The 21,581-nt window shown below is 67.4% G+C and carries 14 protein-coding genes and 1 tRNA gene; 9 read left to right on the top strand and 6 right to left on the bottom strand.

The genetic code is table 11. The annotated features are described in order from the left end of the window. Window positions 1-71: 71 nt before the first annotated feature. From ACW174_RS08055 to ACW174_RS08035, 5 genes are all read right to left on the bottom strand, one after another. Window positions 72-2,672: a TonB-dependent receptor gene (locus ACW174_RS08055; protein ID WP_492017130.1), complete on the bottom strand. Its 2,601-nt coding sequence runs from the start codon at window positions 2,670-2,672 to the stop codon at window positions 72-74. A gap of 180 nt (window positions 2,673-2,852) precedes the next feature. Next, on the bottom strand, window positions 2,853-3,461 hold the full coding sequence (gene msrA, locus ACW174_RS08050; protein WP_492017129.1) for a peptide-methionine (S)-S-oxide reductase MsrA: 609 nt from the start codon (window positions 3,459-3,461) through the stop codon (window positions 2,853-2,855). Between the two features lie 167 nt (window positions 3,462-3,628). Then, entirely contained in the window at window positions 3,629-4,801 is a 1,173-nt protein-coding gene (locus tag ACW174_RS08045; RefSeq protein ID WP_492017128.1) for an OmpA family protein, read from the bottom strand. 246 nt (window positions 4,802-5,047) lie between these two features. Further along, window positions 5,048-11,662, bottom strand: coding sequence for a M10 family metallopeptidase C-terminal domain-containing protein (locus ACW174_RS08040; protein ID WP_492017127.1), 6,615 nt, complete (start codon window positions 11,660-11,662; stop codon window positions 5,048-5,050). 132 nt (window positions 11,663-11,794) lie between these two features. After that, window positions 11,795-12,001, bottom strand: a complete 207-nt coding sequence (locus tag ACW174_RS08035) for a hypothetical protein (RefSeq protein ID WP_492017126.1) — start codon at window positions 11,999-12,001, stop codon at window positions 11,795-11,797. Between the two features lie 54 nt (window positions 12,002-12,055). On the opposite strand from ACW174_RS08035, the gene argB reads away from it, so the two are divergent. The 4 genes from argB to ACW174_RS08015 all read left to right on the top strand — a co-directional run bounded on the left by argB (window position 12,056) and on the right by ACW174_RS08015 (window position 15,870). Next, on the top strand, window positions 12,056-12,985 hold the full coding sequence (gene argB, locus ACW174_RS08030; protein WP_492017125.1) for an acetylglutamate kinase: 930 nt from the start codon (window positions 12,056-12,058) through the stop codon (window positions 12,983-12,985). Further along, window positions 12,982-13,659 (top strand): pyrimidine 5'-nucleotidase, encoded by a 678-nt coding sequence (locus tag ACW174_RS08025; RefSeq protein ID WP_492017124.1) that lies wholly within the window; start codon window positions 12,982-12,984, stop codon window positions 13,657-13,659. The genes argB and ACW174_RS08025 overlap by 4 nt, the downstream gene beginning before the upstream one ends. Next, window positions 13,656-14,516 carry a 2,3,4,5-tetrahydropyridine-2,6-dicarboxylate N-succinyltransferase gene (dapD, locus tag ACW174_RS08020; protein WP_492017123.1) on the top strand — a complete coding sequence of 287 codons (861 nt, stop codon included), beginning with the start codon at window positions 13,656-13,658 and terminating at the stop codon, window positions 14,514-14,516. The genes ACW174_RS08025 and dapD overlap by 4 nt, the downstream gene beginning before the upstream one ends. Before the next feature lie 148 nt (window positions 14,517-14,664). Further along, the gene (locus ACW174_RS08015; RefSeq protein ID WP_492017122.1) at window positions 14,665-15,870 is read left to right on the top strand and encodes a GAF domain-containing sensor histidine kinase; all 1,206 of its coding nucleotides are present in this window, start codon (window positions 14,665-14,667) and stop codon (window positions 15,868-15,870) included. On the opposite strand, the gene ACW174_RS08010 is transcribed toward ACW174_RS08015, so the two are convergent. Then, window positions 15,867-17,099, bottom strand: coding sequence for a PQQ-dependent sugar dehydrogenase (locus ACW174_RS08010; protein ID WP_492017121.1), 1,233 nt, complete (start codon window positions 17,097-17,099; stop codon window positions 15,867-15,869). The two genes, ACW174_RS08015 and ACW174_RS08010, sit on opposite strands and share 4 nt — an antisense overlap. Before the next feature lie 212 nt (window positions 17,100-17,311). On the opposite strand from ACW174_RS08010, the gene ACW174_RS08005 reads away from it, so the two are divergent. The 5 genes from ACW174_RS08005 (at window position 17,312) to ACW174_RS07985 (ending at window position 21,577) form a co-directional block, all read left to right on the top strand. Next, window positions 17,312-17,388: transfer RNA gene (locus ACW174_RS08005), tRNA-Met, on the top strand. 205 nt (window positions 17,389-17,593) lie between these two features. Then, window positions 17,594-18,802 carry a cation:proton antiporter gene (locus tag ACW174_RS08000; RefSeq protein WP_492017120.1) on the top strand — a complete coding sequence of 403 codons (1,209 nt, stop codon included), beginning with the start codon at window positions 17,594-17,596 and terminating at the stop codon, window positions 18,800-18,802. A 121-nt stretch (window positions 18,803-18,923) separates the two neighbouring features. Continuing rightward, window positions 18,924-19,373 (top strand): hypothetical protein, encoded by a 450-nt coding sequence (locus tag ACW174_RS07995; RefSeq protein ID WP_492017119.1) that lies wholly within the window; start codon window positions 18,924-18,926, stop codon window positions 19,371-19,373. Window positions 19,374-20,128: 755 nt separating this feature from the next. Continuing rightward, window positions 20,129-21,193 carry an NAD(P)-dependent alcohol dehydrogenase gene (locus tag ACW174_RS07990; RefSeq protein ID WP_492017118.1) on the top strand — a complete coding sequence of 355 codons (1,065 nt, stop codon included), beginning with the start codon at window positions 20,129-20,131 and terminating at the stop codon, window positions 21,191-21,193. A gap of 75 nt (window positions 21,194-21,268) precedes the next feature. Continuing rightward, window positions 21,269-21,577, top strand: coding sequence for a hypothetical protein (locus ACW174_RS07985; RefSeq protein WP_492017117.1), 309 nt, complete (start codon window positions 21,269-21,271; stop codon window positions 21,575-21,577). Window positions 21,578-21,581: the final 4 nt, after the last annotated feature.

Here is a 21,581-nt window from a genome sequence, read left to right as displayed (position 1 = left end):
TCGTCCTCGCCAAAAAGAAAAAGGGCGGCCCGTTTCCGGACCGCCCTCCTCTGTCTTGACCTGTGTGAGCCTTAGAAGGCGACGCGCAGGGTGGCCGAGATCGTGCGCGGGGCGCCGACCGAGGCGAAGGGTTGGCTCGTGGCGCTGTAGCCGACCGTGCCCGGGGTGCCCGAAGCGCGGGTGCCGAGGTTGGCGTAGTATTGCTCGTCGAAGACGTTGTCGGCGTTCACCTGGATGAACGTGCCTTCGTAGCCGAACGGAGCCAGGTCGATGCGGACGTTGGCGTCGACCACAGTGAAGGCGTCAACCGTCATGTCGTTGGTGTCGGTCAGGAAGCGCTCGCCCGTGTACTTGGCCTGGATGCCGGCTTCCAGCCAGTCGGTGAACTGGTAGCTGGCACGGGCCGAGAACATCCATTCCGGGGTCTCGACCAGTTCCTTGCCCTTGGTGCGAACGATTTGCGCAACGCCGCCAGAGGTGTTGTTGACATAGTCGTCCTGCACTTCGCTCTGCAGCCAGGTCGCCGAGGCATACAGGCTGAGGGCTTCAACCGGCGACCAGCCGATGGAGCCTTCGGCGCCGATACGCTCGACCGAACCCACGTTACGGTCGACGAACTGGCCGAGGGCGTCATCGAAGGTGCTGACGATACGGTTTTCTTCGTTGTTGGCGAAGACCGACACGGTGCCGACCAGGGTCGGGTTCGAGTAGCGGTAGCCCAGGTCGAAGTTCTGGGCCGATTCCGGTTGAACAGTCGGGTTGCCCAGGCTGCCGTCGGCAAGGCGGGAGACATTGTAGAGGCTGTCCGTCCGCGGCGCCGACAGGGTCTCTGCGTAGCTTACATAGACCGAATGACCGTCACCCCAGCGGTACGAGGCGCCGATGTTCGGCAGGATGTCGTCGTATTTCTCGTTGGCCGAGAACGCCGGGATGTACTGGATGGAGGTTTGAGTCGGAGCCGTACCCGTGACGCGTCCCGGGATCGCAACGTTGCCGTTGGTCAGAACGGTGGGGACACCGTTGATGAGCGCGGTCGTCGTGGTGGTCTCGGTCGTGCAGAGCACGTTCGAGGAGCGGTCCTGGGTCAGGCAGTACTGATTCAGATCGCGGCTGAAGAACGGAGCCCGGACGCCGATGTTGATCGTCAGGGCGTCGTCCAGGAACTGGCCGCGATATTCGAGCGAGAACTGGTTCAGCTCAGCGATCGACAGACGGTCACGAGTGCGCAGCTCATAGCCATTGAAGTTGACGATGCGGTTGGCTTCATCATTGCGGCCGGCGAACCAGTCGGCGAAACGCGGATCGGCAGGGTTGCTGCGATTGATGCGGCCGTATTGGCCCGTCTGGCGGTGACGACCGTAGTCCAGCGCATAGGCAGCGCGCACGCGGTGGTTGTCGTCCAGATCCCAGATCAGCGAGGCGTTCAGGCCATAGCGGTGGGTGTTGGTGTTGTTGGTGGCATGAACGCGGACGCTGTCCAGCGTATCGCCGTCACCGTTCAGGTCCAGGCCGCCCGTGGCGAACGTGCCGCGGATTACACGGTCGGTTTCCGACAGGACAACCTGACCGGTGCCGCCGTTGGCGAGGGTGTACTGGAGCGACGGATCGACCGTCAGGACCAGGCCGTCCATCAGGGTGAAGCGCGACTGGCCGCGAATGTTGCCCGTGTTGGACGGGTTGATACGCAGACCCCAGTAGTTGGAGTTGCCCGACGGATCGACGTCAGCGACGCCGTTGCGGCCCGTGAAGCTTGCAGCATTCGCACCGACGACGGGATAGGGCAGGTAGGTGTCGTTGAAGTCGATGTCCCAGCCACGCGGGTCGGTCTCGACCTGAGGCAGGATCGTGCGGTCGGCGTTGCCGAGGTTCGGCCCGAGGTAGTTGTTGTTGCGGTTCTCGTTCCAGTGACCCGACAGCGACAGGAAGTCGCCGTTGTCGCCCAGCGGCTGGTAGAGGCGCGCGTTGAACTGCGTCTTCTGCAGATCGCCGCGGCCCTTGAACTTGTCGTAGTCGGTCTTCGAAACGGCGAACCAGGCCGAGGTGCCCCACGGACCAAACTCGCCCGAGTTGATCAGGAACATGTAGCGGCGATAATCGAAGTCGCCGAACGAGGCCTGGGCCCAGCCGCCGAAGTCAGCGGTCGGACGCAGCGTCGTATAGTTGATGGCGCCGCCGGTGGCCGCGGCAGTGGGGCTGTCGACGTCAGTCGAGCCGGTGTTGACCGAGGCGCGCTCGATCAGTTCCGGGTCCATCTGCTGGTTGGTGTAGCTGGCGTAGTTGCCGGTGTCGTTCAGCGGGATGCCGTCGAAGGTCAGCGACACGCGGTTACCGTCAAAGCCGCGCAGACGGATGTTGCCGCCCGACGAACCATAGGGATCGGTATTGGTGAAGCTGAGGCCCGGCGTCAGGTTCAGGGTCTGCAGGATCGTCTGGCCCGGGGTCTGGGTCTCGATGAATTCCTGGGTGATGGAGTTACGCGTCTTGGTGACGGTTTCGGCGACGGCCAGACCGTCGATGCTGCGCGTACCGCGGGAGCCGGTGACGACGACGTCGCCCAGGCTGGTGGCTTCGGTCGTTTCCGAACCGGTCGATTGGGCCGAGGCGGCGCCGGCGAGAAGCAGGCCGCTGCAGAGGGCGGTCGTCGCCCAGAACGCGCGTTTGCGGTTCGTCATTGTCATCATATCCCCGATGAGTTGGGCGGAAGCGCCCCGACCGGAAAAGGTCGTTCAAGATCACGCCCCCCTTAGGCGCGCCGTTGGAAAGTGGGACGACACTGATGTGACAGTGATATGACAAGCGCCCGGGGTGGCCCGGGAGACACACCCTGCCGCAGCGCACAACTGTGGATCAAATCAGGACCAGATGCGGGCCAGGCGCGCCGCGCGCCCGCAGAATCGGCTGTAGCCGGCGTAGCGGACCGGATTGCGGCGCGCGAAATCCTGGTGCTCGGACTCGGCGGGCCAGAAGCGGGCGGCCGGCAGCACGGGTGTCACAAACCGGTTCGGGCCGATGACGCGAGCGGCGGCGACGCGCGAAGCGTCTGCGGCGGGACGCTGCGATTCGCTGGCGAAGACCGCCGTGCCGTAGTTGGCGCCCCGGTCACAGAACTGGCCCCGCGCGTCCGTGGGGTCGATCGTTCGCCAGAAACGGTCGACCAGGGCGCGGTAGGATATCCGGGCCGGATCGAACGTGACCTGGACCGCCTCCAGATGCCCCGTGCCGCCGCCGACCACCTGTTCATAGGTCGGTCGCGCCGTGCGGCCGCCCGCATAGCCCGACACGGCGGTCACCACCCCGGGAATGTGCTCGAAATTCGATTCCACGGACCAGAAGCAACCGCCCGCGAAGACCGCCGTCTCGCGCCGGCCGCTGTCCGGCTGTTGCGCGCCTTCCGCCCGGTCGCCGCCTGAACAGGCCGCTGCGGCGAGGATAATGAGGATCAGGGGCATGCGACGCGTCATGGACGGTCTCCAGGATGATGTCCTGATACGAACGCGGGGTCGTGATGGTTTCCATCCGCCCCCCGCAAAGCAAAACCGCCGGCCCTCTTTCGAGGACCGGCGGCTCTGTGTCTTGTCTGCCGTCCTTCAGCCCCGGAGGGCCGAAGGGATCGGATCAGCGTCCGGGTTTAGCGGAAGTTGATGCCGATGGTGGCGCGACGGTTCAGCGGCTCGCGAACGCCATCGGCGGTCGGGCGGGCCAGGGCGGTTTCACCCTTGCCGTCCAGCGAGATCACGCCGCCGTTGACGCCTTGAGCGACCAGGGCGTCAGCCACGGTGCGCGCACGGCGGTTCGACAGGCCGATGTTGTACGCCGCCGAGCCCGAGGTATCGGCGTGGCCGACGATCAGGACGCGGGTCGGACGGCCCGACTTGGCGTAGTTGGCGGCCTGCGTGACCACCGACTGGGCTTCAGCCGTCAGTTCCGAGCGATCCCAGTCGAAGTAGACCACGAACTCACGGTTCGCCTGCACCGCGGGAGGCGGCGGGGGCGGAGGCGGCGGCGGCGGGGGCGGCGGCGGGGGCGGCGGGGGCGGCGGGGGCGGGATGTACGCCGGCTCGTCGGCGCCGAACGCATAGCGCAGGCCCAGGGTCACGGTGTGGCTGTCGTCGTAACGACCGGCGAACGGTCCGCCCAGACCGGCGTCAACGACCGGGTTGATGGCGGCTTCGAACTCCATGTCCGACACCAGGTAGCGATAGGTCAGGTCCAGATGGGCCCGATCGCTGATCGCCCAGGCCACGCCGGCGAGGGCTTGCGCCGCCAGCTTGGTCGAGGAGTCGTCGATGCCGATGGCGGTCGTGCGACGGCCGCCCAGGGTGCCCAGCAGTTGGGTGTCGACGCGGTTGACGCCGGCGCCCAGACCGATGAACGGACGGAAGGCCCACGACTCGTCGCCGAAGTCATAGATCACGTTGGCCATCAGGGTGGTCGACTTGATCTCGCCTTCCGGGCTCGTGCACACGGTGGTCGGCGTGATGTTGCAGACGCCGGTGATGACGCTCGCGTTCGGGTTGGTCACGGAGGCGATGTCGCCACCGTCACGGTAGCCGCCCTCAAGTTCCACGCGCCAGTTCTCGTTGAACCGGTAGCCCAGACGGGCGAACGCCGCCCAGGAGTCGTCGACTTCGAAGTCGAACTGCGGACCCGCCGCTTGCGACGTGGTCTCGATGTCGCCGATCGTGTGGTAACCGGCGTCAATAGCACCGTACCAGCCGTTCGGCTCGGCGGCGGCGACACCGGCCGACAGGGCGAGGGCCCCGGCGGCGCTCGACGCCAGAATGAAAGTCTTAACGCGCATTGGTGGATGCCCTCCGCAGCCAGGATGATCTCAGGACGGCGTACAGAGCCGCCGCTAAGCTTTCATATCAGTCCCTTCGCCCGAGGTCGAGCCGGACTAAGGCAGAACAATGTTCAGCGTGACCGGAAGGTTACAGCCACCCTGCACCCCTGCCGACCGCCCGGGAAAGCCCGCGTCGGGAAACGCCCCGCCGGAGGGATCCGGCGGGGCGCGTTCGTCAGAGCGCCGTTACGATCAGAGCGCCGTTCAGGCCCAGGGATCGTGAGCCGGCACGCTGCCGACCAGGCTGTCGTCCGGCAGCAGGTACAATCCATGCGAGGCGTCGATCACCAGATGGGGGTCGATATCCAGCGCCGTCAGGGCGGCGAACCGTCCGCTGATTTCGCCGTCCACGCGCCCTGCATCATCCGTCAACGCCGGCAGAACCTGCGGTCCCGCATCGCCACTGACGATGAAGTCGTCATGCGCCAGGGGCTGCACCTGCGGCCCGGCCGCGACCGAGGCGCCCTTGTCTACGGCCAGCGTCGGCAGGACCTGCGGCGCATCGCTCGACCCCTTGTCGAACAGGGCCGACAGGAAGTGGTCGTCATCCAGCGAGGGCAGGATGAAGTCCGGCCCCATGACATCCTTGACGCCGGCGGCCGACGCGGACGCGGCCGGCTGGGTCAGGGACTGGGTGGAGCCGTCGCTGAAGCGCAGGGTCTCGATACTGGTGAGCAACAGGGAGCCGTCACGGCCGGCCGTGGTGTCGGTGACCCGCCAGCCCGCGCCCTCGGCGACGACGGTGTACTGGCCGGCCGTGCCCGCCAGAACCACGGTGTCATTGCCCAGACCGCCCTGAAGGGTGTCGTTGCCGCCGCCCCCGCGCAGAACGTCGTCACCGGCGCCGCCGATGATGAGGTTGTTCAGGCTGTTGCCCGTGCCGGTGAAGTTGCCCGACCCGCCGAAGATCAGGTTCTCGATGTTGGCGCCCAGGGTGTAGGTCAGGATGCGCGCGTCGACCGTGTCCCTGCCCGCCCCGACGCCCTCGATCACCGTGTCGGCGACCTGCAGGATGTAATAGTCGTCGCCTTCGCCGCCGTAGAGCTCGTTGGCGGCTCCGGTCCCGCCGATCAGGATGTCGTTGCCGCCGCCTCCCAGCAGGACGTCGCGCAGCGTTCCGCCGCGGATGGTGTTGCCCAGCGCATTGCCGACGCCGGTGAAGGTTCCGGTTCCGGTATAGGTCAGGTTCTCGACATTGGCCGACAGATTGATCTGGAACAGGGCCGACAGGACGGTGTCGATGCCCTCGCCCGCGTTCTCGATAATCGAGTCGGTGCGTTCCTCGACAATGTAGGTGTCATTGCCGAGGCCGCCGTACAGCTCGTTCGGCACGCCGGAGCCGCCGTTGATCGTGTCATCCCCGGCGCCGCCGATGATGACGTCACGGCCAAGACCGCCGGACAGGACGTTGTCGCCCGTGTTGCCGATCAACAGGTCGTTGAAGGCCGAGCCGGTCAGGTTCTCGATCGACTGGAACGTGTCCACGCCGCCGTCGCCGTCGTTGGACGCGGACTGGCTATCCAGTCGGGCGGTGACCGCCGCCGCCGCCAGACTGTAGTCGGCGGTGTCGACGCCCGCGCCGCCGATCAGGGTGTCGTTGCCGCCCCGCCCGCGCAGGATGTCGTTCCCGCCGCCGCCCGTCAGGACGTTGTCCAGGGTGTTGCCGCCGGCGGTGAAGTTGCCGCCTCCGGTGTAGGTCAGGTTCTCGATATTGGCGCCAAGATTATAGCCGGTCAGGGTCGAGGTGATGACCGTATCCGTGCCGTCGCCGACGTTCTCGATGACAGTGTCGGCCGCGTCGAGCATATAGGTGTCATCGCCCGTGCCGCCGTACAGTTCGTTGGCCGCGCCGGCGCCGCCGTACAGCACGTCATTGCCGCCGCCGCCAATCAGGGTGTCGCGCAGCGCGCCCCCGCGGATGGTGTTGGCCTGGGCGTTGCCGACGCCGGTGAAAGTGCCCGTCCCGGTGTAGACCAGTTCCTCGACGTTGGCGGCCATGTTGATCTGGAACAGGGCCGAACGGATGGTGTCGTAGCCCTCGCCCACAGCCTCGACGATCGAGTCCGAGCGGTGTTCGAGGATATAGGTGTCGTTGCCGGTGCCGCCGTACAGCTCATTCGGAACGTCGCCGCCGCCGTTGATCGTGTCGTCGCCACCGCCGCCGATGATGACGTCACGGCCCAGACCACCCGACAGGATGTTGTTCCCGACGTTGCCGACCAGAAGGTCGTTGAAGGCCGAGCCGGTCAGGTTTTCGATCGAGGTGAAGGTGTCGGTTCCGCCGTCGCCGTCGTTCGACGCCGACTGGCTGTCGATCCGGGCGGTGACCGCGCCGGCTGCGCCGGAATAGTCCGCCGTATCGGAACCCGCGCCGCCGTTCAGCACGTCCACGCCCGCGCCGCCGGCGAGGACGTCGTCTCCCGCGTCGCCGTTCAGGGTGTCATTGCCGCCGAAGCCGTACAGACGGTCATTGGTCGCGCCGCCCGCCAGGGTCTCACCGGCATTGGCGCCGATCAGGGTGACGCCGCCCAGCGCGCTGACCGCCAGTTCGACGCCGGCGAAGCGCAGGCGTTCGATGTTGGTCAGGCTGTCGACCCCGTCCGAGCTGGTCACCGTCGCCACGCCGCCGAGCACGGAGATCGAGTAGGACACGCCGCCGACGGCGAAGACCGCCGTATCGGTTCCGGCGCCGCCGTTGATGGCATCGGAGCCCGGTCCGCCCGTGACCACATCGTCGCCGTCGCCGGCGTCAATGGTGTCATTCCCCGCCGCGCCGTCGATGACATCCGCGCCGGCGCCGCCCTCGATCTGGTCGTTGAACGCTGTGCCGTTGAGAGTGTCGGCGTTCGGCGTGCCGGCGACATACTGTCCGCCGCCCGCGCCCACGATCAGGACCGCGTCGTCGAAACGCAGGCGTTCGATCGTGGTCAGGGTGTCCACCCCGTCCGGACCGGTCACCGTGGTCGTCGCGCCGTTGGTGACGACCGTGTAGGCCGAGGCCAGACCCGCGAAGACCGCGGTGTCCGTACCCGCCCCTCCATCAAGGGTGTCATTGCCGAGGCCGCCGGTCAGGATGTCGTTGCCGTCGCCGCCGTTAATGGCGTCCACCCCCGAAGTGCCGACGAGCGTGTCGGCGTTGGGCGTTCCGTTCACCGTGTTGATGATCGGGGCACCGCTGATGTCGTAGAAGCCGTCCGCGAACTGCAGGCGCTCGACATTGGTCAGGGTGTCGGTCCCGTCCGGACCGGTGAGGGTGGTCACGCCCGAGACCGTGCTGAGGGTGTAGGCGGAACGGTTACCCGCGAAGACCGCCGTGTCCGCCCCCGACCCGCCGTCGATGGCGTCATTTCCGGCGCCGCCGGTGATGGCGTCGTCGCCATCGCCCGCATTGATCGTGTCGTTTCCCCCCGCGCCGTTCAGGGTGTCCGCACCCGCGCCGGCGTCAATCACGTCATTGAAGGCGGTGCCCGTCAGGCTGTCGGCGTTGGCCGTGCCGGTGAACAACTGGCCGCCGCCGGCGCCCACGATCAAGGTGCCGTCGCTGAAGCGCAGGTATTCCACATTGCTGAGACTGTCCGTGCCGTCCGGGCCCGTGACGGTCGTCACGCCCGCGCTGGTCGCCACCGTCGAGCCGGCGATCGTGCCGCCGAACACCGCCGTGTCCGACCCCGCGCCGCCGTCGATGGTGTCGTTGCCCGTCCCGCCGGTGATCACGTCGTCGCCGTCGCCGGCATTGATCGTGTCGTCGCCCGCCGCCCCGCTGATGGTGTCGAGGCCCGCGCCGGCATTGATGGTGTCATTGAAGGCGGTGCCCGTCAGGGCGTCGGCATTGGCCGTTCCCGTGAACAACTGACCCCCGCCGGCGCCCACGATCAGGGTGCCGTCGGTGAAGCGCAGGTATTCCACGTTGGTCAGGCTGTCCGTGCCGTCCGGGCCGGTGACCGTGGTCACGCCGCCGCTGGTGGCGACGGTCGACTGCGCGATCGTGCCGCTGAAGACGGCGGTATCGACGCCGTCACCGCCGTTGATCGTGTCGTTGCCGACGCCGCCGTTGATGACGTCGTCGCCGGCCAGGCCGTTGATGACGTCGGCGCCGGCGGTTCCGTTCAGGGTGTCGGCATTGGCTGTCCCGTCGATCGGGGTGGTGGCCGTGATCGGATTGCCCGCGATATCGAACAAGCCATTGCTGAACTGCAGGCGTTCGACATTGGTCAGGGTGTCCGTGCCGTCCGGACCGGTGATGGTGGTGACAGAGCCGGTGGTGCTGATCGTGTAGGAGGAGCGCGCGCCCGAGAAGACGGCCGTGTCGACGCCGTCGCCCCCGTTCAGCGTGTCATTGTCGCCCCCGCCATTCAGGATGTCGTTATCCGCGCCGCCGTTCAACGTGTCGGCGCCGGTCCCGCCGGTCAGGGTGTCCAGACCCGTCCCGCCGTTCAGGGTCGAGCCTGCCAAAGCGATGGGCTGAACAGCCTGCCCCGGAATGGAGACGTGCATCGTATAGGTGCCGCCCGCGTCAATCCCGCCCGAGTTGAAGGTTCCGCCGCTGTTGTTGCTGACCCACTCGCCGACCTGGATGTAGTAGGCGCCCGGCGCCAGGGTGGTGATGATGCGGGAATCCGTTTCGCTTCCGCCGTCCGCCGCATCATCGTCGTTGGTGGCGATTTCCGCACCATCCGCCGAGTACAGGCGAAGGGTGGAATCGAAGCTGGCGTTGTCGATGTCGATGACGACTTCGCCGGTCTCGGTCACCGTGATGGCGTAATATTCGACGCCGCCGCCGTGCGCCGTGGCCACCACAGTGGAGTGGGGGGTCGTGGTTGGATCGACGATGGCGGTGTTGGGCAGCAGGTCGAACGTGCCCGTCAGGGACACGGCCGTCTCGCGCGTGCTGTTCACGGTCGTGGCGGCCTTTGCGACGTCAGGCGCACCGCCGGACAGTCCGGGATCGCCTGCGAACAGCTGATCGTCGCCGCCGCCGCCGTTCAGGGTATCGATGCCGCCGCCGCCGCGGATGATGTTGGCGTTGCCGTCGCCGGTGATGGTGTCTGCCTGGGCGGTGCCGGTGACGTTTTCGATGCTGACGAGCGTATCCGTCACCGTCCGGCTGGTGGCCAAGCCCTGGAGCAGATTGACGGTGACGGCCGTGCTGAGACCCGAGAAATCCGCGGTGTCGTTGCCGGCGCCGCCGTCCAGCGTGTCTTCCCCCAGCCCGCCCAGCAGGGTGTCATTGCCGTCGCCTCCGTTCAGGATATCGTCGCCCGAACCGCCGTCCAGATAGTCGTCGCCGGCCAGACCGTTGACGGTGTCGTTGCCACCGAGGCCGCCGAGCGTGTCGCCGAGCGCGGAGCCGTTGATGGTTTCGTTGGTGATGTCACCCCCGACGAACAGCCCCCCGGTCGGCGTCGCGGCGATGGTCTGGTCCGAGAATTTCAGGAACTCGACATTGGTGATCGTCACCGCCGGCTGTCCAACCGCGGTCACCGTGCCGACCTGACCGTTCCAGGTAATGGTGTAGTTGGCGCGCGGTCCCGAGAAGACCACCGTGTCCGACCCCAGCCCGCCGTCGATGACGTCAGCGCCGCCGTTGCCGGTGATGGTGTTGTCGGCCGAGTTGCCGCGAATGGTGTCCGCGGCGGTCCCGCCGATCACGTTCTCGATAGTGACGCCGATGGCGATCGAAACGTTGCCGGTCAGACCGCCGACGTTGGAGAAGGCGCCCTGCCGCAGGTCGATAACCTGGGCCCGATTATAGCCGGAGAAGTCGAAGGTATCGACGCCGCCGGCGTCCCAGACCGCGAAGATCAGCGTGGACGTCGAGGTCGTGGCCGAGAACCAGGGCGAGCCGGCGTTCGAATTGAAGCCGTAGACGGTGTCGCCGGTGCGGGTCGTGGTGTTTGCACCGTACAGTCGCTGGGCCGCCGCGATGTCGTCCATCAGCGGCGCCGAGGCGTAGCGGTTACCGAAGCTCGCCCCCGTGTTGGCTTCGCTGAAATAGCTCATCACCGTGTACTGGCGCGAATCCTCGAAATAGGTCGCGTGCTGATCGTAGGTGATAGTGACGCCTTCGGAAGCGTTGTACGCCGCCGGGTGGCTGAGACCGATCGCATGGCCGATCTCGTGCAGCAGGGTCTGGGTGCCGTAGCCGTAGAGCACCGGGTTGGCGTTGTAGGACAGCGAGCTGTTGATCCAGACGTCGCCCGCAGCCGAGCCGATCCCGGTGGCGCCCGGCATGCCGCCGGGCAGGTAGGCGAAGGCGGCCGCGCCGGACTGGCCGTCGGCATAGTTGCCGAACAGCATCGTCGCATTGTTCGAATACTGGCTGCCGGCGTCAGAGACCCGCACGAAGGTGATGTTGGCCACGTCCGACCAGGCCGCCATGGACTGGAGCGCTACGGCGATCTGGGCGGCGGTGAACTGGGTGAACCCCGACGTATCGGTCGGCATGGAATCAGCCGACAGACGGAAGGCGAACGTCACCGTCGCCGCCTGGCCGAGCCCCGCAGCCCAACTGGTGTTGCTGCGCGTGATCTGGGCGCCGGCATCGCCGGGCGAAAGGGACAGCTTGCCGTTCGACCCCGTGCCGCCCCGGTCGTCGCCGTTCAGGATCGCGCCCTGACCGCCGTCGCCGGTCGAGGTCGCGCTGTGAAGACGGGCGCAGCACGAGCAGACCTGATAGCTGGCGATCGCGCCGAAGCCGTAGTCGTTTGCGCCGCTGGACGCGCCGGCGTCATGCCCGGAGCGTGAGGTGGAGAAGTCCAAACCCTCCGCGAAGCGACCCGACTGGCTCGCGCCGACGCGATTGTTGAAGCTATCGAACATCTGGAAACCCACCGACCGGAATAGGAAGGCAGTCAACCTAACGCCGCGCGCTGAAACGACAAGCGTCAGCGCACGGGGATATTTTTAACCTCAGGAGATTCACCCGGGCCACCTGGTTCCGGGTTGTAGAGCCTAGCCGCCGCCGGTTCGCCCGGTGGCCTTGCCCGTCCCCTCGCACACGGGGCAGGTCTCGCCGTCCGGCAGGGCGCCGGACCCTTGGCATTCCGGGCAGAGGGTGGCGTCCGGATGCTGGAGCGAGGCCGGGTCTGTCGGGTCGGAGGGCGCCAGGCCCTGATCATCGATCTCATGCGGGTTCATATTGACGAAACGGCCCGCCAAGGTTCCGGTTTCATGATGACAGGCTGCGGCCTTGGCTTTAGGGAGCCGCTGATCATGGATGAAACAGAACGGCAATCCGAGGAACGCGGCTGGGCTACGGCGAAGACGCTGGCCGAGGCGCTTCCATATATCCAGGTCTATGACCGCGAGACCGTGGTCATAAAGTACGGCGGCCATGCCATGGGCGAAGTCGCCGTGGCCAAACAGTTCGCCGCCGACGTCGTGCTGCTGAAGCTGATGGGCGTGAACCCGGTCGTGGTGCACGGCGGCGGACCGCAGATCAGCGCCATGCTGGACAAGGCCGGAGTGAAGTCGAACTTCGTCGACGGCCTGCGCGTGACCGACGCCGACACCATGGCGGTCGCCGAGATGGTCCTGTCAGGCGCGGTCAACAAGGAGATCGCCCACTGGATCACGGTGGCGGGCAAGGAGGCGGACGTTCGGGGCGTCGGCCTGTCCGGCAAGGACGCGGGCCTGCTGACCGTGAAGAAGACCTCGCGCAAGAAACGCGATCCCGACAGCATGATCGAGCACGAGGTCGATCTCGGCTTCGTCGGCGACCCGACCAAGGTGGACGCCAAGCTGATCCGCAACCTGATCGCCTCGGAGACCGACGACTGGGTCCCCGTCGTCGCCCCGATCGGCGTGACCGAGGAAGGCGCGACGTTTAATGTGAACGCCGACACCGTGGCGGGCGCGCTCGCGGGCGAACTGAAGGCCAAGCGGATGCTTCTGCTGACCGACGTGGCGGGCGTGAAGGGCGCGGACGGCGACATCATCCGCCAGATGACGGTCGGCGAGGCGTCGCAACTGATCGCCGACGGGGTCGCGACCGGCGGCATGATCCCCAAGCTGCAGACGGCCATGGCCGCCGTGCGCGCGGGCGTTGAGGCCGTGGTCATTCTGGACGGCCGCCGTCCTCACGCCATGCTGGTCGAACTGTTCACCGAATACGGCGCCGGCACGCTGGTGAAGGCGTCTTGATCGAGCGCACGGCGATAGATCTGGAGCATATCCAGACCTGGGTGTTCGACATGGACGACACCCTGTACCCGCGCGAGCAGGGGTTGATGCGGCTGGTGCAGGCGAGGATCAACGCCTACGTCGTCGAGGCCGTCGGGCTGCACCCTGAGGAGGCCGCCGTGCTGCAGCGGCAGTTTCTGGACGAGCACGGCACGACCCTGGCCGGGCTGATGGCCAACTATACGATCGACGCCCCCCACTTCCTGCACGATGTGCACGACGTGCCGATGGACAGTCTGGAGCCCAATCCCCGGCTGGCCGAGCAGCTGCGTCGCCTGCCGGGCCGACGCTATGTCTTCACCAATGGCGCGCGGGAGTATGCGGGCCGGGTGCTGGCGCGACTGGGGGTCACCGACTGTTTTGACGGGGTCTTCGCCATCGAGGACGCGGACCTGACGCCCAAGCCCGCGCCCTCGACCTTCCGCAAGGTGATCGAGCGGTTCGGTTTCGAGCCCCGGCTGGCCGCCTTCTTCGAGGACACGCCGAAGAACCTGGAGCCGGCCAAGGCGCTGGGGATGACCACCGTCCTGATCGGGGACGGACATGGCAAGCCGCTGGGTGAGCATATCGACCACATCGCCCCTGATCTGACTGACTTCCTGACCGACCTGACCTTCAAGGACGCCGCCGCATGACCGACCTGGCCCATCTGGAATCCGTCATCGAAGCCGCCTGGGAAGACCGGGCCGAGGTCTCGACCGCGACCCACGGCGAGGTCCGCAAGGCGGTCGAGCAGGCCCTGGCCCTGCTGGACTCGGGCGAGGCGCGGGTCGCTTCGCGGGGCGAGGACGGCGTCTGGACCACCCATCAGTGGCTGAAGAAGGCGGTGCTGCTGTCCTTCCGCCTGAACCCGAACGTCCGGATGGGCGCGCCGGTCGGGGCGACCATGGGGGTCAGTGATCCGACGCCGGGCCCCTATTGGGACAAGGTGCCGGTCAAATGGGCCCACTGGACCGAGGCCAATTTCGAGAAGGCCGGGTTCCGCGCCGTGCCCGGAGCGGTCGCCCGTCAGGGCGCCTTCATCGGCCGGAATGTGGTCCTGATGCCGTCGTTCGTGAACATCGGGGCCTATGTGGACGAAGGCTCGATGGTTGACGCCTGGGCCACGGTCGGCTCCTGCGCCCAGATCGGAAAGAACGTGCACCTGTCAGGCGGGGCGGGCATCGGAGGGGTGCTGGAGCCCCTGCAGGCCAATCCGACCATCATCGAGGACGGCTGTTTCATCGGGGCCCGGGCCGAGGTGGCCGAGGGCGTGATCGTCCGCGAGGGCGCGGTTCTGGCCATGGGGGTCTACCTGTCGGCCTCGACCAAGATCGTCGACCGGGCGACCGGCGAGGTCTTCCGCGGCGAGGTTCCGGCCTATTCGGTCGTCGTGCCCGGCAGCCTGCCGGATCCGAACGGCGGGCCGGGCCTGTACTGCGCCGTGATCGTCAAGCGCGTCGACGCCCAGACCCGGGCCAAAACCGGGGTGAACGAGCTTCTTCGCGATTGAATTTTTCCGGTTTGAGAATTCGGAACGAGAAGACTCCAACTCCAACTTGAACAGCCTGCCCTGCGATCGGGAAGAGCATCGCATGCCCGTGCGTCGGAATTGGACGCAGGGAGTCGCCAAGGGGGCGAAGGCGCGGCATAGTCCCGTCATGTCAGGGAAAGCGGCTTCAGAGGGCGTCGAGAACGATCCGCCGGCCCCGGACATCGGGACGGTCTCGCGCATCAACGCCGTGCCGTCGATCCTGGAGGTCTGTTGCCGCATCACGGGCATGGGCTATGCCGCCGTCGCGCGCGTCACCGAGGATCGCTGGATCGCCTGCGCCGTGCGCGACGAGATCGGGTTCGGGCTGGGCGTCGGCGGCGAGCTGCCGGTGCGGACGACCCTGTGCAACGAGGTGCGCCAGAGCCGTGAGGTGATCGTCTTCGACCACGCGGACCAGAACCCCGCCTTCGCCAACCACCACACGCCCCTGACCTATGGGCTGCAAAGCTATATCTCGGTGCCGATCGTGCGCGGGGACGGCAGCTTTTTCGGCACCCTCTGCGCCATCGATCCGAACCCGCATAACGCCTCGAGACCGGAGACGGTCGACACCTTCCGGCTGTTCGCCCAGCTGATCGGGACCCAGCTGGACGCCGAGGAGCGGCTGGCCCGGTCGGAGGCCGCCCTGCTGGACGAGCGCGAGGCCGCCGAGCTGCGCGACCAGTTCATCGCCGTGCTGGGCCACGACCTGCGCAATCCGCTGGCCGCCGTCCAGGCGGGCGCGGCCCTGCTGAGAAAGACGCCGCTGACCGACAAGGCCCAGGTCATCCTCGACCAGATGCAGGACAGCGGTCAGCGGATGAGCCGCCTGATCAACGACGTTCTGGATTTCGCCCGCGGCCGTCTGGGCGGCGGGCTGCCGGTCGCGCCGCGCCGCCCGGTCCGGATCGGCCCGGTGCTGGAGCAGGTCATCGGCGAGTTGAAGTCCGGTCACGCCAATCGGGTGATCCGGACGGATCTGGCGCTGGCGCAGCCGGTCGCCTGCGACCCCGACCGCATCGGCCAACTGCTGTCGAACCTGCTGGGCAACGCCCTGAGCCATGGCGACCCGCAAGGCGCCGTGTCCGTGCGGGCCACCAGCGACGACAGGGATTTCATCCTGTCCGTGGCCAACGGCGGCGCGCCGATCTCGGAGACGGCCCGGACCGAGCTGTTCAAACCGTTCAGCCGCCTGCGGCAGGGCGAGGTCCGCGAGGGGCTGGGCCTGGGCCTCTATATCGCCTCGCAGATCGCCCTGGCGCACGGGGGCGACATCGACGTGGTCTCGGACGAGACCGAGACCCGCTTCACCTTCCGGATGCCCGTCGACTAGGTCGCCGACAGGCGGACCAGCTTGCCGTTCTGCTCGTCCGTGATGGCCCAGACCGCCCCGTCGGCCCCCACCGCCACGTCGCGCACGCGTTCACCCAGATCGGTCAGCAGATATTCCTCGCCGACCACGCGGTTGTCCTGAAGCACCAGACGCGAGATCCGCTTTTCCTTCAGGCCAGCGACCAGCAGATTGCCGCGCCAGCCCGGGAACATGGCGCCCTCGTAGAGCGTCATGCCGCCCGGCGCGATGACCGGGTCCCAGTAATAGACCGGCTGTTCCAGACCGTCGCGGGCGGTGACGCCCTCATTGATTCGGCCGCCCGCATATTCGACGCCATAGGCGACGATCGGCCAGCCATAGTTCTTGCCCGCCTGATCGAGGTTGATCTCGTCGCCGCCGCGCGTGCCGTGCTCGACCGTCCAGACGTCGCCGTCGGGGGCGATGGCGATGCCCTGAACGTTACGATGGCCCAGCGACCAGATCTCGGGCCGGGCGCCCTGACGGCCGACGAAGGGGTTGTCGGACGGCACGGTCCCGTCGGCGTTGATGCGGATGACCTTGCCCATGTGCGAGGCCAGGTCCTGGGCCTGCGGACGCATGGGCGCGTCGGAGCGTTCGCCCAGGGTGATGAACAGATGGCCCTGCGGATCGAAGGCGAGGGCGGAGCCGAAATGCTTGTCGCCGTCATAGGTCGGGGAGGCGCGGAAGATGACCTGCACGGCCTCGACCCGGCCGCCGTCGTCCGACAGGCGGCCGCGGGCGACGGCGGTGGCGTTGCCCCCCTCGCGGGGTTCGGCATAGCTCCAGTAGATCAGGCGGTCCTGGGCGAAGGTCGGGCCGACAACCACGTCCAGAAGGCCGCCCTGCCCCCGCGCATCGACGCGCGGCAGGCCGGTGACCGGTTCGCCGACCTGCCCCTCGGCGGTGACGATGCGCAGGCGGCCCGGCTTTTCCGTCACCAGCCAGCGGCCGTCCGGCAGCGAGGCCAGCCCCCAGGGATGCTCCAGCCCCGAGGCCACGACCGTATGGGTCAGGGCCGCTTCGGTCCGCACGCCCGGCGCGCGGGTCTGGCCGGCGAAGGCGGGTTGCTGGCGGGCGCCGTTGGCGGCGCGGGTCTCCAGCGGCGCGGCCGCCTGACCGGCGGAAGCGGCGTCATCCTGCCCGTTGGCGCCGCAGGCGGCGGCCAGGGTCAGGGTCGAGACAGTGACGGCGAGGGCGATCAGACGCATGGCGAAACTCCCGGAAAATCAGTCGGCCGCGAAACGGCGCAGCTCTCGTTACAGTTCCCCTGATCGACCGTCACGGCGATGCGGCGGATCGCCCCGTCGCAGACAGTGTTCAAGGCGACTTGATCCCGCCCCGTCTCGCCTTTATAGGCACGCCTCTTCTTCGGCGGACAAACCAGTTCCCGCCGGAACTCGACTGACGGTTCGTCAAACGGGGCTGGGTAGCTCAGCTGGTTAGAGCGGTGGATTCATAACCCACAGGTCGGCGGTTCGAGCCCGCCTCCAGCCACCATCCCTTTGTTTCAGATGAAGTCGCCGTCGCCGGGCGTCCGTCCTGTTCGTGACGCGTCCGCCACACCGCCAGTCCCTTTTCTTATGTGATCGCCGTTTCGCGGATGACGAGGCCGATTTCGGGTTGCGCGCGACCGCGCGAACACGTGGTTTCACCCCCCTGCAGGTCGGATCGGGATCGGCCGGCGGACGCCCGGGGGGAAGCCATGCATCACGCGATGAATACGTCTGAAATCTTTCTGATCGCGATGCTGATCATATTCACCGTGCCCTACCTCGTGTGGCGCGGACTGAAGACCGAGTATTACGCGCCCCTGGTGGTGGTGCAGATCATCGGCGGGATCCTGTTGGGGCCCGGCGTTCTGGGCGCCGCGTTCCCGGCCTATTACGACTTCGTCTTCAACCCGCAGGTCATCACGGCGCTGAACGGCATCGCCTGGTGGGCCGTGATGATCTTTGTCTTCATCGCCGGGATAGAGCTGGATCTGAAGCAGGCTTGGGCGCGCAAGGGCGAGACCAGCGTGACCGCCGGCTTCGCCCTTGTCACACCGCTGGTGTTCGGGGCCGTCGCCGCCGTCGGCATCCTGCAGTTCCCCGGCTGGGTCGGCGAGCGCGGTCAGGACTGGCAGGTGCTGCTGGGCATCGGCATGGCCTGCGCCGTCACCGCGCTTCCGATCCTGGTGCTGTTCCTGGAGAAGCTGGCGGTCCTTCGGCAGCCGCTGGGGCAGCGTATCCTGCGCTACGCCAGCCTCGACGACATCGCCATCTGGGGCGTGCTGGCCCTGATCATCATGGACTGGGAACGGGTCAGCCGGCAGGGCGGCTTCCTCGTCGCCTTCGTGGGGGCGGCCTGGGCCGTGCGCTGGGTCATGAAACGCATCCCCGAGACGGATCGCTGGTACGTCTCGTTGATCTGGCTTGCGGCGTGTGGCTTCGCGGCCGACTGGGCCGGGCTTCACTTCATGGTCGGCGCCTTCCTCGCGGGGGCCGTGATCGACAAGGCGTGGTTCGACGAAGCGCGGATGGACCTGTTCCGAAATCACGTCCTGCTGGCCATCATGCCCGTCTTCTTCCTGTCCACGGGACTGCGGACCCAATGGGATGTCGGCGGCGTGGCGGTGTTCGCCGTGGCGGCCGTGCTGCTGGTCGCCTCGGTGGCGGGCAAGCTGGCGGGCGTCCACATCGCCGGCCGTATCCTGAAGTGGGAGAAGGGCGAGGCCTCGATCATCGGCTGGCTGTTGCAGACCAAGGCCCTGATCATGATCATCTTCGCCAACATCCTGCTCGACAAGCAGATCATCACCAACGAGACCTTCACGGCCCTGCTGCTGATGGCGGTGGCGTCGACGATGCTGACGATCCCGATGGTGACGCCGAAGTTGAAGAAGCTCGCCGGCCTCATCACCCGGGACTGAGCCGTCGGGCGAGACGGAACCGCGAGCGCGCCGCGCCGCTGTGGCCGGGTGCGGTCCTGAACCCGACGGACGGACCCGCGGCGGGCGGTAACTGGCGAGAGGCTTCCTGATGGCGCCGCGATTGAAGGTCTTCACCTGGTCGGACGGCTTTCATTCCCATCCCGTCGCGGTCAGCTCGCGTGCGAAGGCGCTGGCGGCGTGGGGCGTGGAGCAGGACCTGTTCAAGTCCGGCTATGCGCATGAAGTGACCTCCGGTCCCGATTATAAGGCGGCGCTGGCATCGCCGGGAGAGGTCCTGCGTCGGGGCGAGGCGATCGATGTCGGGAAGATCAGTCGCGCGCGAAAGCCTCCGAAACCGAGCGGCCCGACCGCCGCGCAGGCCGCGAAGGTGAAGGCGCTGGAGGCTGACCTCGCGGCGCTGGACCTGGCCTGGCAGGCCGAAGAAGCGGAGCTGGATGAGGCGCGGCGCGTGCTGGAGCAAAACGCCCGGGAGGCGACCGAGCGGCAGGAGGCCGCGCGCGCGGCGCTGCTGCGGAAGCTGGCGGGCGCGCGCAAGGCGGCCGGCGGCTGACCCGGGACAGCGGCCGCTCGACCCGTGACGTAAGGCCGCGATGACACCGCCCGGAGGGGCCCCCTCGCGGCGAGAGGCCCGCTCGGATACCGCCGCTCTCAAATATTCACCCACAAGTGAAGAAATCTCGCGACGCGCTTGATCCTTTTGGCGAACTTATGCGTATCGTGTCGGGCAGCCGACTTTTCCATCAGCACGGTCGGTTGTCAGGCGGTCCGTTCCGAACTCGCGAGCTCCGGGTCGGGCCGCCACCGGGTCAGCTAAGTTCGCAAGCTGACATAGGAACAGCTCCACCGTGATCGGCGTTTGGGGCGCATGACACAGTTCCGATCCCATCCTGTCGAGCGCGCGTTTGAACTGGCCCGGACCGGTTCATGGCGCAGTCGTAGCGAAATCGCGCGCGCCATGGAGAAGGAGGGGTACACGATGGCGGACGTGAACCAGCTGGAAGGCACCTCCCTGACCCGGCAACTGAACGGCCTGTGCCGCGAGGCGCGGGCGCGTCTGGAAGCGGAACACCCCAAGGACGCCGCGGCCTAGGCTTCGAGCGACGGGCCCCGGCGACGGGGCGTCGATCCCGTTCAGGGCCTGGCGCTCGTTTGGGTCGGCCACAGCGGGCGGCGAGAGCCGATGTGCGAAATTTACGACCCGCTGCGGCTTGCGACGACTAACCGTTTGCGGAACCGCCTCCTATATCCGTGACGCATTCCGGAGGCCGTCCCGCAGCCTCCTTCGACCTGCTGGAGCCCTTCCCCATGAAATCCTTCGGATATGCCGCACCGGCGGCCGACAAACCGCTCGCCCCGTTCAGCTTCGAGCGCCGCGAGCCGCTGCCGACCGACGTGGCCATCGACATCCTGTATTGCGGCGTCTGCCACTCGGACCTGCACACCGCGCGCGGCGAGTGGGGCGGCACCCAGTTCCCCTGCTGCCCGGGCCACGAAATCGTCGGCCGCGTGAGCGCGGTGGGCGGCGAGGTGAGCCGCTTCAAGGAAGGCGATCTGGTCGGCGTCGGCTGTATGGTCGACAGCTGCCGGACCTGTCCGTCGTGCGTGGCGGGTGAAGAACAGTACTGCACCGGCACCGGCATGGTCGGCACCTACAACGGCCCGGACAGGCATCTGGGCGGCCACACCTTCGGCGGCTACTCCAAGCATATCGTGGTCGATCAGGACTTCGTGCTGAGCATCGGCCATGACGAGAGCCAGCTGGCCGCCGTCGCGCCCCTGCTGTGCGCCGGCATCACCACCTATTCGCCGCTGCGCCACTGGAAGGTCGGACCGGGCCAGAAGGTCGGCGTCGTCGGCCTGGGCGGACTGGGCCATATGGGGGTCAAGCTGGCCGCCGCGATGGGCGCGGAAGTCTGGGTCTTCACCACCTCGCCGGACAAGGCGGCGGACGCCGAACGTCTGGGCGCCAAGGGCGTCGTCCTGTCGAAGGACAAGGCCGACATGAAGGCGCACATGGGCAGCTTCGACTTCATCCTGAACACCGTCGCGGCGTCGATCAATCTGGACCCCTACGTCAACGCCCTGAAGCGGGACGGGACGATGGTGCTGGTGGGCGTGCCCTCCGAGCCGCATCCGTCGCCGTCGGTCGGGGGGCTGATCTTCGGCCGCCGCGCCATCGCCGGCTCGCTGATCGGCGGCATCGCCGAGACGCAGGAGATGCTGGACTTCTGCCGCGAGCACAACATCGTCTCGGACGTCGAGATCATCCCGATCGACCAGATCGAGACGGCCTATGACCGCATGATCAAGGGCGATGTGAAGTTCCGCTTCTCCATCGACATGGCGTCGCTGGAAGAGCCGGCGGCGTAACCGGGTCGCACCCCGCAACCGGTCAGGGCGACGCTGCGTTTACCGCTCAGGTTCAACGCTGAAAGGGAAAATCCCATGCGCATCCGTATCGCCGGCCTGACCGCCATCGCCGCCCTGTCGCTGGGGGCAGCCGCCTGCACCGAGGCCGAACAGGATCAGGCCCAGGCCGACGCCGAGGTGGTCGGCGAGAAGGCCGGGGACGTAGCCGCCCAGGCGGGCGAGGTCATCGAGGCCGGCGCCATGAAGGCCGCCCAGGCGACCGAAGAGGCCGCGGGCAAGGCCGCCGACAAGCTGGAAGACAATCAGGCGGAGGCCGCCGCGGAGGGCCGTCCGGGCGCGGTCAATCCGACCACGGACCAACGCGTCCCCGCCCCGGCCAACTAGGCGA

The organism is Brevundimonas sp. AVps31, from assembly GCF_058681355.1.
This window is presented reverse-complemented; position numbering and strand designations above follow the sequence as displayed.

Excerpts from the sequence above, each read along its gene's own strand:
- ACW174_RS07990 (WP_492017118.1), top strand. The coding sequence starts at position 20,129 with ATGAAATCCTTCGGATATGCCGCACCGGCGGCCGACAAACCGCTCGCC.
- dapD (WP_492017123.1), top strand. The coding sequence starts at position 13,656 with ATGACCGACCTGGCCCATCTGGAATCCGTCATCGAAGCCGCCTGGGAA.
- argB (WP_492017125.1), top strand. The coding sequence starts at position 12,056 with ATGGATGAAACAGAACGGCAATCCGAGGAACGCGGCTGGGCTACGGCG.
- ACW174_RS08000 (WP_492017120.1), top strand. The coding sequence starts at position 17,594 with ATGCATCACGCGATGAATACGTCTGAAATCTTTCTGATCGCGATGCTG.
- ACW174_RS08040 (WP_492017127.1), bottom strand. The coding sequence starts at position 11,662 with ATGTTCGATAGCTTCAACAATCGCGTCGGCGCGAGCCAGTCGGGTCGC.
- ACW174_RS07985 (WP_492017117.1), top strand. The coding sequence starts at position 21,269 with ATGCGCATCCGTATCGCCGGCCTGACCGCCATCGCCGCCCTGTCGCTG.
- ACW174_RS08045 (WP_492017128.1), bottom strand. The coding sequence starts at position 4,801 with ATGCGCGTTAAGACTTTCATTCTGGCGTCGAGCGCCGCCGGGGCCCTC.
- ACW174_RS08055 (WP_492017130.1), bottom strand. The coding sequence starts at position 2,672 with ATGACGAACCGCAAACGCGCGTTCTGGGCGACGACCGCCCTCTGCAGC.
- ACW174_RS08010 (WP_492017121.1), bottom strand. The coding sequence starts at position 17,099 with ATGCGTCTGATCGCCCTCGCCGTCACTGTCTCGACCCTGACCCTGGCC.
- msrA (WP_492017129.1), bottom strand. The coding sequence starts at position 3,461 with ATGACGCGTCGCATGCCCCTGATCCTCATTATCCTCGCCGCAGCGGCC.
- ACW174_RS08015 (WP_492017122.1), top strand. The coding sequence starts at position 14,665 with ATGTCAGGGAAAGCGGCTTCAGAGGGCGTCGAGAACGATCCGCCGGCC.